This window comes from Paenibacillus sp. FSL M8-0212, assembly GCF_038004645.1.
Taxonomy (GTDB): domain Bacteria; phylum Bacillota; class Bacilli; order Paenibacillales; family Paenibacillaceae; genus Paenibacillus.
Window position 1 is genome coordinate 1,846,282 of sequence record NZ_JBBORP010000001.1, and the last position, 16,334, is coordinate 1,862,615.

The 16,334-nt window shown below is 46.7% G+C and carries 12 protein-coding genes; 1 reads left to right on the forward strand and 11 read right to left on the reverse strand.

Annotation, left to right across the window (positions count from 1 at the left end):
* Window positions 1–226: 226 nt before the first annotated feature.
* The 11 genes from MKX68_RS08150 to MKX68_RS08200 all read right to left on the reverse strand — a co-directional run bounded on the left by MKX68_RS08150 (window position 227) and on the right by MKX68_RS08200 (window position 14,360).
* A complete protein-coding gene (locus MKX68_RS08150; protein WP_249913036.1) occupies window positions 227–646 on the reverse strand; it encodes a chemotaxis protein CheW in 420 nt (139 codons plus the stop codon).
* A 625-nt stretch (window positions 647–1,271) separates the two neighbouring features.
* Window positions 1,272–2,219, reverse strand: coding sequence for an aminopeptidase (locus MKX68_RS08155; protein WP_340910695.1), 948 nt, complete (start codon window positions 2,217–2,219; stop codon window positions 1,272–1,274).
* Window positions 2,220–2,312: 93 nt separating this feature from the next.
* Window positions 2,313–4,304 (reverse strand): alpha/beta fold hydrolase, encoded by a 1,992-nt coding sequence (locus MKX68_RS08160; protein WP_340910698.1) that lies wholly within the window; start codon window positions 4,302–4,304, stop codon window positions 2,313–2,315.
* Window positions 4,305–4,364: 60 nt separating this feature from the next.
* The gene (locus tag MKX68_RS08165; protein ID WP_340915334.1) at window positions 4,365–4,931 is read right to left on the reverse strand and encodes a TetR/AcrR family transcriptional regulator; all 567 of its coding nucleotides are present in this window, start codon (window positions 4,929–4,931) and stop codon (window positions 4,365–4,367) included.
* 338 nt (window positions 4,932–5,269) lie between these two features.
* Complete coding sequence (locus MKX68_RS08170) at window positions 5,270–6,502, reverse strand: MFS transporter (RefSeq protein ID WP_339786629.1); 1,233 nt, start codon at window positions 6,500–6,502, stop codon at window positions 5,270–5,272.
* Window positions 6,499–7,767: an ATP-grasp domain-containing protein gene (locus MKX68_RS08175; RefSeq protein WP_340910700.1), complete on the reverse strand. Its 1,269-nt coding sequence runs from the start codon at window positions 7,765–7,767 to the stop codon at window positions 6,499–6,501. Before MKX68_RS08175 ends, MKX68_RS08170 begins: the two co-directional genes overlap by 4 nt.
* Window positions 7,764–8,816 carry a YqcI/YcgG family protein gene (locus MKX68_RS08180; protein ID WP_338590538.1) on the reverse strand — a complete coding sequence of 351 codons (1,053 nt, stop codon included), beginning with the start codon at window positions 8,814–8,816 and terminating at the stop codon, window positions 7,764–7,766. Before MKX68_RS08180 ends, MKX68_RS08175 begins: the two co-directional genes overlap by 4 nt.
* Window positions 8,817–8,838: 22 nt before the next feature.
* Window positions 8,839–10,062, reverse strand: a complete 1,224-nt coding sequence (locus MKX68_RS08185; protein ID WP_091038299.1) for an ATP-grasp domain-containing protein — start codon at window positions 10,060–10,062, stop codon at window positions 8,839–8,841.
* A gap of 314 nt (window positions 10,063–10,376) precedes the next feature.
* Window positions 10,377–11,675, reverse strand: a complete 1,299-nt coding sequence (locus MKX68_RS08190; RefSeq protein WP_036672088.1) for an ABC transporter substrate-binding protein — start codon at window positions 11,673–11,675, stop codon at window positions 10,377–10,379.
* A gap of 967 nt (window positions 11,676–12,642) precedes the next feature.
* A complete protein-coding gene (locus MKX68_RS08195; RefSeq protein ID WP_340910704.1) occupies window positions 12,643–13,479 on the reverse strand; it encodes a carbohydrate ABC transporter permease in 837 nt (278 codons plus the stop codon).
* Window positions 13,479–14,360 carry a carbohydrate ABC transporter permease gene (locus tag MKX68_RS08200; protein WP_036607341.1) on the reverse strand — a complete coding sequence of 294 codons (882 nt, stop codon included), beginning with the start codon at window positions 14,358–14,360 and terminating at the stop codon, window positions 13,479–13,481. The genes MKX68_RS08195 and MKX68_RS08200 overlap by 1 nt, the downstream gene beginning before the upstream one ends.
* Window positions 14,361–14,503: 143 nt before the next feature.
* On the opposite strand from MKX68_RS08200, the gene MKX68_RS08205 reads away from it, so the two are divergent.
* On the forward strand, window positions 14,504–16,333 hold the full coding sequence (locus tag MKX68_RS08205) for a cache domain-containing sensor histidine kinase (protein WP_340910706.1): 1,830 nt from the start codon (window positions 14,504–14,506) through the stop codon (window positions 16,331–16,333).
* The last annotated feature ends 1 nt before the right edge of the window (window position 16,334 follow it).

The following is a 16,334-nucleotide window of genomic DNA, read 5'->3' on the forward strand; positions in this document are numbered from 1 at the left end:
CCTTTTCGCCCCCTGCTGCGTCACTTTCCCTTGACGTGCCCCGGCACGCCTGCGGAAAACTTTCTTGCTTGGAACGAAAATTCGGCAAAATCTGCTTCCTTCGGAGTTTTCAGACACGCCCTAGCAGCACAAAAAAATGTCCCTTCTCCCGAAAAGCGGATGAGGAACATTTGGGTAAACCGAAGGATAATACTGAAAATTGAAAGAATAACGGATCGTTATACTACTATGATCTGATCAAGCTGCCCAGTAATACATCCAGGTTCAAAATGCCTGCACGGTGATCTGCACAGAACCCGATTTTGTCAAAAACGCCAAGCATGAAACGGCGGTGTTCCTCAGCAGGTTCCTCGAAACGATCGTAACTTACGACAGAATCAACCATATCGACGATTAGAGGTACAAATCCTCCTTTGTAAGGCACCACAATAATACGTGTAGAAGAGGTATCCTCCTGGTCCGGCATGCCTAACAATACTCGAAGACTCACTACCGAAACGACCTTACCGTACAACGAAGCAAAACCTCTGATCTCCGGACTTCCAAACGGGACCGTAGTCACCTGCACCATTCTGATGATCTCATGAACTTCATCAATTCGTAGTGCAAAAATCTGGTCTCCTACCGAAAAATTAATATATTGCATTCCCTCGTCCATAGTTATCCCCATACCCTCTCATTCCGTATAATCAGACTACTTTCGTCCTATTAGATGTTACTTTGGTGTATCGGTTATTTTTGATCAAATGTTTAGGCTTCAGATCAATTTTGCCAACTTCAACAGACGTTGCATTACGGTTGCTGTCTCGGCTCTGCTCATTTGCCCTGTTGTGGGGGGTGGTGGAAGTCAGTCGTTTTAGTAGTGAGCGTAAGTAACCTGACATTGGATTGAAAAATTATATTCAAAAAAAAGACCAAAGATCAGCTTTATGCCGATTTTTGGTCTTTTTTATCCCCATATATTATGGATCTGTTTCTATGTTTTCAAATACTTGGAACAAAAAAGCGATATTCCTGTGGATAACTTGTTTCATTACTCCAAAACGACTGTTTTATCGGATGAAAACACGAGTTATACCTGATTTGTGGATAAGTTGTGCACATATTGCACACATGCTGTGGATATCTTTGGCGTTTCATGTGGATATTCATTAATTTAATGTGGACATGTTGTGTATTTGTTTGTAAATCTAACGTAAAATCTGAATTTCCGCTTCAGTTATCCCTTACTGTGGACACGTTGTGGACATGCCCAATTTCCTTCACTGTAGTTATTCGACCAATTCACCCTGACGCATGATCAGCTTGTCATCGATGTACACGTCCGGCTTTTGTACAACTGCATCAATATGAACACCCGCGGCAATCGTTCCACCAAATGTGTTATTGCTGCCAAAGGCTACATGAATTGTGCCATACACCTTCTCATCTTCCAGCACTACACCCGTGATTCGTGCCTTGTTATTGGTACCAATTCCGAATTCGCCGAGAAAACGACCATCGCCCTCACCAAGCGTTTCCAGTAATTGAGCCCCATCTGGTCCTTCAGCTGACACCAACCGTCCTTCATTAACGGTCAATAGCATCGGTTCACGGAGTGCCCCAATTCCAGCAACGGAACCATCTACAACAATACTGCCCTCGCCCTTGCCCTCAACGGGAGCAATATAGGCTTCTCCTGACGGCAAGTTGCCCGATTCACCAGGGTTCAAATACATACCTGTGCTTGGTACACCGTCACGATCTTCAATCGAAAAGGAAAGACTATGGCCCTGCTTCTCTATTCGCACATGGCGACCTGCGGTTAATAGAGCCGTTACCTTCTCTGTCAACGCCTTTACTTGCGAATATTCAGCTGTAATGGCTCCGTTCATAAACATATCCTCTGTCATGCCAGGCATGGTTGCCACTCGGGTCCCTGAAGCAGCGGCTTTTTTGCGTGCCTGGGTATGTGTTAATGAATATCGCGTTACACACACGGCTACATCTGCTCGAATCATGGCCTCTGCAATCGGCGCAGGTGGCTCTTCTCCAGATCTGCTGCGTTCCTCCATAATTAACAGGACCGACTCAGCACCAAGTGCTTTGCCTGCCTCATAGATGGATTCAGCCAGATCCCGTTTCATATCGTCTGCGACAACCACCAGATTCTCTCCGCTGCGCAGTCCGAGACATTCCGTTAGCACATTTTTACTGATTTCCACACGTTGCTTGCTCATACATTCATCTCTCCTGTCTTTGGTTCAGCTCTCAAAAGTCGACTTGACCCTTTCGACAATTGGCACGGGATTCCTGCATGTCCAAACCTGAACTCACCTCAAGGTATCGGCCCATTCGGCGAGGATTGCGGCTGTTTCCTTATACTGAAACGTCGGAAAGTAATGTCCATAGGGTACATCTATCCGTTTGACCTGTGAGTTCATATCCTGGGGATAGTGATATTCCCGATCTTGATTGGCCCATACAACTAATGCATTCTTGGCATAATGCTGACTTTCCATTTTCGCCCACAACGTTGATCTGGCGCCTTTCCTCTGACCCGAGTGAATCCAGCGCAACAAGTCTGCATGTGCTCCTTCAATGCGAGGGGATTGGAGACTAGAACGTATTCTCTTGCCCATGGTATGGGCCATAACACTGCTGTCGCCTACGCCGCTATGTGAACTGAACATTTGATTCCAACTTTTCTCCGATCGTCCACGCAGCAGGGAGCGCATCACCCCTCTTGGCAAACGGGAAACCCATCTTAGCACATTCGGATTCGAATTGTTGGCAACTGGCTGAAGCAAACCTAACCGAATGTCTGTCCGCCCGCTACGCATCTGTGCCGCAGCTGCAATAGCAGCCCCTATTGAATGGCCCACCAGCTTCACCGGACCTTCAAACTCACCAAGAGCCGTAAGCAGTGCATCCACCTGACCTTCAAATGCTTCATCCCCCTGATGCACCGGGGACCGTCCGAATCCAGCGAGATCGATTAACCATACCGGGTTCCCGGTCCGGTCCCTAAGCTGTTTTCCTAACGGTAACATCTCATCCGCAGATTGAAGCAGACCATGTACAATAATCCAAGGCTCTCCCTCACCCTCCCAACCAAGCATAGCCATATTTCCGCTCCGTGACCGAATATAATCTGTCGGAAAACCCTCAGGTAACGGCGTATACCGCAGACGATAGTCCAGATCAGCTGTAACCAGCGGAAGCTGTTCCCGGATGTCCGGCCACGATTGCCCCATACGTGTGAACAGAGCCTCCGTCTCTTCAACCGGGAATGACCTGTTGGTAATAAAAGCAACCGACTCCGCTGGAACACCACTGATGCGTGAACCACCTGATTTCATGATCCATTGAATCCATGGTAGTGGCACAGCCCCTTTGGGCTTGGGTACGTCCAATTGCTGCGCCAAGAGTTGCAGCAGTTCCTTCATATTGGGACTGTCCTCCTTCCGCGCCAACAGTGGATAAGTTCCTCCGACTGGAGCAGCTTCCCTGGATAGAAAAACAAGCGTCTGTGCAACAATGTCATTCTCCACAAGCGGTAACCAATAGGATGAACCTCCCGGCACTACCGGCATAAGCCCTTTCTGAATCGCCTGAATGAGCAGTCCAATCCCACCCGTTTGCTCGGTTTCACCTGTGGGACGTGGTCCAACCACTGTACTCGGATTTACAACGGATAAGGGATAGTGATGCTGTTCTGCATGCTCGCGAATGTGCAGATCGGCATGGAACTTCATCTCTTCATATGCACTTTCATTGTTATCCACATGCTCAACCTGTAGATAATTCCCCTGTTCATTCCGCTCTCCATAAGGACTCATATAACCAACAACGTGGATAAAGTGTCTCAATCCATGAGTACGGTGGATTTCCTGTGCTAGCTGTGCCACTTCTCTGGCCCCGTTCATGAATATCTGCTCGGCTACTTTTCGTTCCAAAGTGACGTCCATCGTTCCACCCGCATGAATGATCACATTTGCTTCAAGAGCACGCTCCCGGTCCGTTGCGGTAAGCCCAAGACCCGACATGGACAAATCACCTGTAATAAAGGTAATTCGGTCGAAATCCTTCACTCCATAAGCCTTCAGCACAGTTCTGGCTCGCTGTTCCGAACGAACCAGCAAGAGTAATTGAGCTTCTCCTTGCGTGAGCTGTTTGACCGTTTCTTTGCCGATAAAACCTGTGCTTCCTGTCATAAAAATGGTTGTGGCTGCAATATCAGACTTGCTTATTACCTGATTCATGTTTGTTGAATTTGCTGCTGTGTTTACTTCATTGGATACACGGTTAGTATGTACAATCATTCTGTTACGGCCCCTTTTAGTACTATATAGTACTAGTTATATTCAAAAAAAGAGCTTCGATTAACGAAGCATCTGACAAAAAGTACGCGCCGATTGTTCTATAATCCCAACATCACGAGCAGTTCCCGCGAGGATTAGTGAACCTTCCAGTGCTGCAATAAACAACAACGCAGCCGGTCCTGGTTCGATTACTTTGCGAAATTCACCGCGATCCACACCTTGCTGAAACAACTTCTCCACCATAGGTCTAAGCTCACGAAAGAATCTGGATATGCTTTCCTTCACTTGGGGTGCACTGTCAGGTGTCTGCATATATAACGTAACAAAAGGACAGCTCCCTTCGTAATTTCGGCCCTCAATACCTGCCGACAGTAATGCCATAAATGAGTAGATACGCTCCTCCACTCCTCGCTCACGCTGACTGAGCAGCAGATACAGCTCCGACTCATACTGGGCAATCCAGTATTGTACCACGGCCTGGAGCAGTTCCTCCTTGTTTTTAAAATGATAATAAATATTCGACTTTGATACCCCACTCACTCGCACGACTTCATCCATGCTGACGTAGCTGTACCCCTGACGCAGAAATAATTGTGCCGCCACTTCAACCGCCTTGGTCCGGTTCACCGGATTGGAACTTTTGGATTTGGCAGGTCTCATGTTCATTTTTTGATTTGTCATATTTAGAACTATACAGTACTATTAAGTTGAAAACAAGTATTTCTGTTAACAAAAGAGGATTTCCTACTCCAACTACTCCCTACTTGTCCACATTTAGAGTGTTATACACACAGGATATCCACATATAGTATTAACTCTGTGTTAAATACGTCATGAGATCGTTAAACTGCTTTTGGGTTATCCACATGTATTCCAGTGAATAAAACAAAAAAAGGCCAACCAGAACGCACCCGGCTGACCCTTCGTACAATTCATTTTCCAACTGTTACTTTTGTTTCCCTGCTTTAAACCGAAGGTTTACTGTCCCCAGCAATAATCGGTTCGGTACCTTGAAGCGGCAATCTGTTCTCCAATCGGATGGCGACAAACAGGATTATCGTCACCGTAACACCGAGTGTTCCTAACAGTACGCCTGTATTCTCCTGCCCCATCAGGGACAACGGAAGTGCCAGCACCAATGGGACAACTGATCTTGTAAATTGAGTGGCGAACGTTGATCTCCCCGACCACTTCATGGTCTCTTCGCGGCTGCGTAAGTTATCAAACATGACAGACCTTTGCATAATACGAGTCCGGTTAAACACAAACCCAAGCATGAATCCACAGATTAACGACACCGCAAACACCTGTACCGTGCCAATGATGATATCGATCACGCCGATCAGTATAAATAGATACATTGGAATTCGGTGTTCCCACTTACGAATCAGCGTTGCAAGAAAGGCACCTAACCCCATCGCTGCTCCGATGGCCCCGTAACGGGATGAGTCCCAATTGAAGATATCGTGGAACAAAATCGGTACGATAAAATTAATTGCTCCCAATTGCACGGTTAATACAACTACCGCCAATATGGTCATGTTCAGTACTTTTTTTCGCACGGCGTCGGAGTATGTAATCTGCGGAGCCTCCGTTTTTTCTTTCTGTATGTTCTGCTCAGCCTGACCAGATCGAGACAGAATCGGAATGAGCCATGGAGCCATCATGCCCACAGCCAGTGTCACCATCAGTACCGTTGAGATCATTGGCAATCCGCCTATACTGAGTAGAACTCCGGTTATTGCGCTTCCTCCAAAGGCACCAATTTGAATCGCAGTCTGCAAGTCATGTGAGGCCTTGTGTGATTTGATTTTCCCATCCAGCACCATCTGGGACATGTAGATTTCCAGGCTCTGATTGGTCAAAAACAGAATCACGGAGAATACGCCACCAATCAGATATAAGCCATACACATTGGTGTTGCCCGCAAATTGAATTAAAAACACAAGCAGAAACACAATGCCCAAGATGCGTGCCAAGCTGAAAATCAGCAAGGGTCGTTCTTTAAGCGCAGTTTTGAGAAAAAAGCTATATTTTTGCAATAAAATAGGTACCAAACTCATGATCGTAATAATAATACTCAGATGAGTAATAGATCCGCCCTGCTCCAGTACAGACCAGATCAGAGTAATATTTAGAATCGTATCTCCACATAGGGTAATCGACAGAAATAGTATGAACAAAATAGTCTGTATCATTGAAGCTGTCTCACCTCAGCAACTTGCAAATCCAGCTTTTGTTCCAGAGATCTTGCGGCTTGTTTTACCGACTCGATGTCCTCAGGTCCCTCATATTGGGTACGCACAGACAGCAGACCAGTAATATCGAATCCTTTCGGAGCAGAATGGACCACTCTACCTTTGGCAGCCACTGGATAATAAGCCCGGTACCTGACATCATCTGCTGCCTCACCGCTGGCATTATTCAACACCTTGCCATCACGGTATACAAATTTGATACAGGTAGCACACTTGGGAGCTGTTCTTTTCGCAAAATGGACAGCCAACGTTTCCTCGCCCTGAAGACCATAAGCATGAGCGGTCACCAGATCAGTCCCATACACATCACGTATATTGCGATAGACATGCCCACCACTGATACGACAGCTGAACTCCACCACTTTATACTCATCGTTGGCGTTTTGCCTGGCTTCAACGTTAAACAGACCATTTTCAAGTTTCAGACCTGTACATATTTGCTGAGCCATCTCGCAAAGTTCTTGTTCTACATTGGATTCTCCCTGAAAAGGTAGCGTATATTCATCCTCTTCAAAGTAAGGACCTGGCATTCTGAGCTTGTTATGTACTCCTCCCAGATAAAACCGGCCATTCACAACTACTCCATCCAGCGTAATCTCTTCCCCCGGCAAGAACTCTTCAATCAGCGCTATTGCAGGACATTCCTCGTCAAAATATAGCCCGGATTGCGAAATGGCCAGTTGCGATATGCTATCGAAGGCCTCCTTCAATTCGGCAAGCGAATGAACGAGCGCAACATGGCTACTGGATGCGGCCAGTGTGGGTTTAATAATCACCGGATAGCCTACACTTGCTGCGGCTGTAACAGCCTCATCCAACGTATTTACGGCATGAAATTCAGGACAGGCCACGTTCTCTTGCTTCAGGAACTGACGCTGTCTGGACTTGTCTCTGGCAATTTCGGCCGCTTGGACAGGAATATCCTGTCTTCCCAATCCTTCATTTAATCTCGCATTTAGTACAATATCCGTCTCCTGCCAGGTAATGAAAAACGGAACGCCTATTTGTCTCGCCTGCACGATCATTTCTTCCACATTCTCATTCTTGGGAATATGCTGAACAGAACGAAAGCGCGGATCTTGTTCATATCCAGAAACAGAGGTCCATAAATGGACCTCTTCGAAAATTCTTCCCAGAGCTTCAATATGATCCCCGTGCAGGGATAAGCCTTTTCTCATGAGCAAACCAACGGAGGAACGAGTCATGCCAGAACCTCTTCTTTCGGCTGCTCCACAAACTCCAAAGCGATAATATACAACGTTCCCTTCTCCCCGGCTTTGGAGGAGTGCACCGTATTAGCCGGAAGCAAAATGCGGTCACCTGGCGTGCAATGCAGTTCTCCTTCTTCTGTGAAGAAGGTAATATCTCCATTGATAATCAGAAGTGTCTCGTCTGTAGGATGGGTGTGAGATTTGTGCTCCCTGAATGGTGTATCTCTTTGAACCTCTACCGAACCGGTTACAGGCAGCAACTGCATTACAGCTTCTTCAAGTGTTATGTCAGACCCTTTAATATATTGAACTGAACTCATACTATTCCTCCTCATATGATGAAATGGGCATTGCGCTGTAGCAGAAACTTCATTGGTATCTGGAATAAAATATTGCAGCCACTCTCGATTATTCGGATTCCCATAGATCCCTAGATGCGGGAATGGATCAATGGCATCGTATTGCCGAAGCAAGCTTCGCACCAAATCCTTGGATTTATCTCCTTTTGGTGTTCCCAAGCCAATCGATTCAAAGACCCATCGTGGTTGAAAGGTAATCATGTATGTATTGGCATGTCTGCTCCTTCTCACCTCATGTGCTGGTGTATTACAAACGACAAAAATGGGTTCCCCATGAAAGCAAAATTCCCACAAAGGATCATTCTCTTCATTCGGTATGAATTCTGGCCATTCTTTCAAGTCGATGGTGTGCAGCCGGGTCAGGATGGACCAAAACGTATGCTGATATTCATGGATGGATAGATCCTTATCAATATTAAAAAATGTAACCATGGAGGTGTAGTTTCCGAAGCTCCTTGCCTGTTCCACATATTCTCTCAATGCCTTTGCAAGCTCTTCTATGGAATGGTCTTCTACATCATCCAAAAAGGAGAACCGCAGCTCATTGCGGTTAAGCCCCATGGAACCGAAAATGCAGGGAAACCGAGGGCTGTCACTGGTCATATCCTTTTCAAAATGCTCAAATTCCTGCTTTCTCCAATCATGACTATCCAATCTCTTCACATCAGCGTTATCTAGCAACAACCCAAAGCCCTCCTAGAATGGTTTAATGGTGAACCAGGACAAACTTGTCATGTAATTCTAGAAGTTGTTTTCTAACGAATTCAATATCCGGGCCTTCCACAATGGCAAATCCGGATCTGGACATCGTATCTCGACCACCTGAAATGGACTGGCCTGATGTATAGTTAATTCGAATATCAATGAGTCCTTCCATCGATTTGAAATCTTCTGCGGATGAGATGCTTTCGATCTTGCCTACAGCAGATGGAAAATTAACCGCACCGGTGTACTTGCCTGTATTAACCGAAGTTGGCGCTTCATATATTCCAAGTTCCGTTTGAATGGCTGCATCAAACAAGTTAACCTGATGGGAATTCAACACCATAGGTGGAATGATGACAATCCCTCCAATTCTTGCTCCAATCTCTCCAAAACAGATCTCCCCATTCGGCAAAAGAAATACCTCTGCATGGAACACACTGTTACGTATCCCCAGTGTCCGTATGATCTCTTCATTAAACGACTGCATCCGTTCTACATATTCATAATGTGTATTAGTGGGATAACAGATCGTACCGGAAGGGCGATCATTTTGGACAATCTCAAGACAATTAAACAAATATTCAGAGACGGAGGAAAATACAAGCTCACCTTCTGAAACGATGGAGTCAATATGAAACTCCCTACCCGTAATAAATTCCTCAATGAGCACTGATTCCCGATTCCAGGAATGGTTGATATACTGCTCAAGCTCCTCTTGATTATTGAGCTTGTACGTCATGATCGTCGCCCACCCACTAATCGGTTTGATAATGATGGGAAAACCAATGCCTGCGACAATCTTTCTGATCTGTACTGCATTGGACGCAATACGTGTCTGTGACGTGTGGATTCCCGCCTGCCGCAATGTCTCCTTCATGATCCATTTGTTACGTACCGTCTCAGCCTGATTCTTTTGAATACCAGGGATACCAAAACGTGTTCTGAGATACCCGCCTGTCTCAACCACATTTTCAGTCGGGGCAATGATGCGCTCCACATCATATTCATCCAAAATGCGCTCAAAAACCTCTTCCACCTGGTCAATCCGAGTAATATCACCCACTTCGAACACTGCACTGAACAGCCCTTCTGGTAATGTAGCAAACTGTTCATAGCCCTGTTCCACCAGCAAAATGTTGGTTGTGTCCGAAATTTTGGACAAGGCTTCGAGAAACCCTGTTTTGGTGTTAATCCGCTTGTCACACAGGAATACAATATCCCTCATAAAGAACTTCACCTCCGATTCAAATATCTTTACTTTCTGCTATATTTTTCTATAATATGGATATAACTTGGAACTGTCAATCTAAAAATTACAAATATTTAAAGTTTGGCTATTTGTTGCCATTATGTGTACTAACAACAGGTTGTAGACACCATACAAACACCCGACCATCTGTATTAGTCGATATTTGGGTTCATATTTGCACTTTTTAACTGGAAATTTTCTCATTATAAAAAGGCGACTCCAATTAATCTGGAGTCACCTTTTTATATGTTTTTACTTATCCACACCTTCATTCATTGAAGGGGAAGCCGTTATTTTTTCAGACTATCCCAGTTCTGTTGCAATGCGTCGAGCAATCCGGCTTTATCCGATTTGCCTGCAACGTAAGCCTGAATTGTGCTGCCATACTCTTGTGGAACCCCCTCAGGGAAGCGGTTGAAGTTCCAGCTGAGTGTTTTATTTTCCTGGCTATACTTCATGATCTCTGTGGCGAGGTCACCCAGATCCTCTTCGGATGCTGTGATGGAACTGAACGCCGGGATGAATTTGAATTCTTTTGTCATGTATTGTTTCCCGATATCCGAAGTTACGAGCCATTCCAAAAACTCTTTTGCTTCCGGTTTCACTTGGGAATTCTTGTTCACAACCCAATAGTTCGGCACGCCGACAAACAATTTGTCATTGGGCTCATTGTTAATTGGCATCGGCAGAATACCCAGATTCAGATCCGGATCGATTCCATCGATCTGTACTTGAGTCCAGTTCCCTTGCTGCATCATCGCGGCTTCTCCACTCGCAAACAACGTAACTTGTGTATTATAGTCGGTTGTCAGCGGGTTTTTGTTGCTGTATTTCAACGTTAAGTCGAGCAAGTTGATCCAGTCGGCGAACACTTGGTTGCCAGGAATCTTCTCCGTACTTTCGTTGAGTCCTTGGATGAATTTCACCGGATCTGCCTGATTTGCAAATGCCACGTTTACATTATGGTTGCCCAGCACCCACCACTCCTGATATCCGTTCGAGAATGGGGTAATGCCTGCGGCTTGAAGTTTCTGTGCAGCTTGATCCAATTGTTCCAGTGTTGTTGGAATTTCGGTAATACCTGCTTTTTGGAAGAGGTCTTTGTTATAAATGAAACCATAACCCTCCAGCGCGAGCGGCTGTCCATAGAGCTTGCCGTCTTTGGTCATTGGCTCTTTGGCTACTTCGAGTGCATCCTTGGCCCATGATTCTCCAGACAGATCTTCCAAATATTCAAGCCATGTATCCAATTCACGATAACCACCTACGTTGAAAATGTCCGGTTGTTCGCCTGCGGCAAACTTGGCTTTCAATGCAGCGCCGTAGTCACTACCGCCACCTACGGTTTGAATGTCCAGTTTGACGCCTGGATGGGAAGATTCATATTCCGCTTTGAGACGATTGAGCGCTTCCGCAATTTCGACTTTGAATTGGAAGATTTTAATAGTTTTATCTCCAGCAGCAGCCTCGCCACCACCTTGAGTATCCGTGTTGACCGGACTGCCACTCTTGTCTCCATTGCCACAACCCGCAAGCATTACCGAAAAAGCAATCAGCATAAGCAACGTCAACTTTGTCATTCTTTTCATACATACACTCTCCCTATAGTAGTTTCAGTATAACAGTTTCACTAATGCATATTTACACTGGCACTCTGATGACAGAAAAACCTTCCCTTAAAGCGTGTTTTCATTCTAACGAACCGAGCGCACGTTATTCGCTCCTATTTGCGCAAATCTCCAGCCTAACGAATCACAGAGACGCTATTTCGTCGATTTGGTCGATTTTCAAGGCTCTGACGCCTTTTTTCACCGGAATAAGGTTACTGAGATTCGTTATAATTTCCTATTCCTTGATTATCCAACTATTAAGATGCGGTGGGTTCGTTAGCGCTTTGAACAGGGAGCATACCATCACTCTGTAAAAGAAGTTCCTGGCTATACAAGCGTCTTTCTTGGTCTTTTCTCTTGACTAATCTTTTCCCCAGGAGTTATGCCCAAGCTATACGGGCATGACTCCCTTTGCACACCTCCATGCGAGGTGGGAGCAAAGGGATCAGGATGCGATGTAGGAGCGGAGCGTTCGCCTTTGAACCTCGGTGGCTTCCTTGCCCTAATACATTCAGGCCACCGAGGAGCAACAGCGACCGAAAGCGCAACTTGATCCCGCAGCGACCTTGTACTCGCACTCCCCACTTGAACCCGCAGCGACCTCCCCATACACACTCACCTTCTGCATTATCGAACCTGGTCTTTAAATCTTTTTTTCTTGGTCTTTTCTCTTTATTGGTCTTTTTCTCTTATTGCTCTTTTCCCCAGGAGTCATGCCCAAGCTATGCGGGCATGACTCCCCTTTGCACACCTACGTGCGAGGTGGGAGCAAAGGGATCAGGATGCGATGTAGGAGCGGAGCGTTCGCCTTTGATACTCGGTGGCTTCCTTGCCCTAATCCATTCAGGCCACGGAGGAGCAACAGCGACCGAAAGCGCAACTTGATCCCGCAGCGACCTGCACTCGCACTCCACGCTTGATCCCGCCAGCGACCCTTCCCTCGCACTTACCCTTTAACTGATCCAGCCGTAATCCCCTGAATGATATACTTCTGCATCAGCAGGAAGAAAATAATGATCGGCATGATGCCGAGCACAAGTGCCGGCAAGGCCAGATCCCATTGCTTCGTGTATTGACCGAAGAGTGCAAAGGTCGCAATCGGGATCGTACGCAGGTTGGAGCTTTGCAGGATCAGGGATGGGAGCAGATAATCATTCCAGATCCAGAGTGTGTTCAGAATGATGACGGTTACATACATCGGTTTCATGAGTGGAAATACGATCCGGAAGAACACCCCGTAGGCAGAGCTTCCATCTACCCGTGCCGCTTCCTCAATCTCCAGTGGGACGGATTTTACGAATCCGTGGAACAGGAAGACCGACATCGGTGCCCCGAAACCGAGATAACAGATGATGAGTCCGCCAAGGCTGTCGATCAATCCCAGATTACTGGTTACAGTAACGAGTGGAATCATGATAGACTGGAACGGAATCACCATGGCGGCAATGAACATGCCGAACAAAATCCGGTTGAACCGGGTATCGCTGCGGACCATTCGGTACGCGGCCATGGAACTGATCAGCACAAGCAACAGATTGCTGACCACCGTAACGATAAGCGAGTTCATCAGCGCGGACGGGAAGTTAATTTTCTCCCAAGCGTTCGCATAGTTGCCCCACTGGAACACTTCCGGCCATGCAGCCGAATTGGTTAGCAGATCACCGAAGGTTTTGACCGAATTCACAAACAGGAAGTAAAACGGAACCAGGAATAAAAGTCCAAGGAGTACCATGACAATCTCGGTTAAAATGGTACTTAAGCGGTAATTTTTCGTCGTCTCCATTAGGCTTCTACCTCCTTGCTCTTCGTCAGACGTACCTGAATCATGGTGATGATGGCAACGATTACGAAGAACACGAGCGCTTTGGCGGTTCCGATGCCATATCTGTTATTCACAAAGGCTTCATTGTAAATATTAAGTGCAACCGACTCTGTTGATCCGAACGGTCCACCTTTGGTCAGCGACAGATTGAGATCGAACATTTTGAACGACCAGGAGATCGCCAGGAACAGACAGATCGTTACACCCGGCATAATGAGCGGAAGAATGATGCTCCGCAGTACCTGCCAGCGGCTTGCGCCATCAATCTCGGCAGCTTCCAGCAGATCAGGGGATACATTGGTCAGAGATGAGATGTAGATAACCATCAGATATCCTGCGGTCTGCCATACAAACACAATCACGATTCCCCAGAAGGCGGTTGGTTCGTCTCCCAGCCAAGGAAGGTTGAAGAAGGACCAGCCGGTTACATCGCCTACTGCTGAAAACCCTTTCACAAATATGAACTGCCAGATAAAGCCGAGCAACAACCCACCGATCACGTTAGGCATAAAAAAGATCGTACGCAGAATGTTTCTCGTCTTGAGCGGTTTGGTCAGGAAATACGCCAGGAAAAAGCCAATCACATTGGTCAGTACCACACCAACCACGGTGAAGCGCACCGTAAACCAAAACGCCGTTTGGAACTTGGGATCATTCGCAAAAACATGCACGAAGTTATCGAACCCTACCCAATTAATGTTCTCGGATACCCCGTTCCAGTCCGTGAAGGAATACACCATGCCAAGCAGGAAAGGGACCACGATGATGAGAATAAAAAACACGATGGAGGGACCCACGAACACAAGCTGCTGTAACAGCTGTGAAGATTTGCGATGCTTCATATCGTTCTCCCCTTCTATAGATGGATGAAATTGGTCTCTTTTTCTATTAAACCCCATTATCGCCGAGGGAAACACCGACCCTTGTGAACAGTTGGGGGTAAAATATTGTCCTCTCTTAACCTGCAACCAGAAGGGGTGTTCCGATGTCCAAATACTACAGTATACGCACCAAATTGATTGCCTTTATGCTCATCGCTACCACACTTCCACTGCTCGCTTCGATCAGCATGACGTTTATTCAGACCAAGACAGCCTTGCGGGAACAGGCTGTTGAAGAGAACAAACGCCTGATCTACCAAGCGTCCACCAATCTCAACAACTATGTGGATAACGTGGCCAGAGCATCGCTGGCTGTGTATAATGACCCGAACTTTCTGCGCAACTTGGCAAAAATTCCTGGTGATTATCGTGCGGTTGCCGAGGTGTACACCACTTTGCAGACGATACGCGCGGCTGTGCCGGATGTATTCCAGCTGTATTTGCACTCTTTTGCCGCCAATCAATCCACCTTAATTACAAATCCCTTTCCGAAGCGGGAGGAACGCAAACAGGCCTATTCCGGCTCGCTCCATGGAAAAACAGGCGGTGACAGCCCGGATATCTGGGTGGAATCGGCCCATATGAGTCACACGTACGGATTCAAGGCTGCCTCCCCCGATGATCCTGAAAGAACGGTCATTACCCTGCATCGGGTGATCAAGGATATTCCGTCCACAGAGCGTCTGGGTGTACTCGCCATTGATCTGAATATGAATACCATTGCAGCAATCTGTGGCAGACTGTATGATCCGGCTAAGGAACAGATCTATGTTGTGGATGGTCAGAATCAGATCATTTACCAGGGACGTTCCGAGGCCAATCATACGGATGCACTGCGAGAGGAAACGGCCAGTGAACTGAATATCGCGCGAACTGGCGCTGGTACAGCCCAGAATGTCGCAGGACATTTTGAACAGGATCGTTCCATGTATGTATACCAGCAGCTTGGCAGCACGTACGCCGACTGGACCATTGTCAAACAGATTCCGAATGAGACGTTATACGCCAGAGCGACCACACTTACGTGGAATAACGCGATGATTGCCATTGCGGCACTTGTATTGGTCATTGTTGCAACCTTGTTCATCTCCATCCGAATCACCGGTCCACTCAAGCAACTCATGCGATATATGAACCAGATCCAAGCCGGGCGTCTGCACGTGGATATCCATCTATCCAGCCGAGATGAATTCGGGGTGCTCGCTCGTCATTTCCGAGATATGATGGATACGGTAAATAATCTTATTTTGCGGGAATATCGACTCGAAATCGCCAATAAAACAAATCAGCTCAAAGCGTTGCAAGCGCAGATTCATCCGCATTTTCTGTATAATACACTGCAATCGATCGGTACACTTGCCCTTCAACAACAAGGACAACGGGCGTATACACTACTCTCTTCCCTGTCCAAAATGCTGCGCTACAGCATGCGGGATCAGACCTCCGTGACCTTACGCGAAGAGGCGGAGCATGCCCGGTTATATCTGGAACTGCAACAGGAGCGGTTCGGTGACCGCCTTGAGGTGGATTTGAATTTTGCCGAAGATACGCTATCTGTCGAAATGCCAAGAATGACGTTACAACCTTTAATTGAGAACTACTTTAAACATGGAGCAGATATTCAGCCTGGCAAAGGTCACATATCCCTATCCAGCCGCCGGATCAACGATCATTGGATTGAAATAGAACTGAATAATAACGGACCTTCCATACCTGAAGATAAATTACTGGAGATCCGCGGATGGCTGCATCAAAGTCATACAGCAACCGGGTTATCCACACAAGAATCCGACGAGTCTGAATCCATCGGTCTACGAAATGTAATACGCCGACTTCAATTGAACTCACATCCCGGTCACTCAGCCAGGCTTGAGATCAACAATCGGGAACCCAATGGTGTGAAGATCAGGGTTAAACTATACGCGGGAGAGTGAA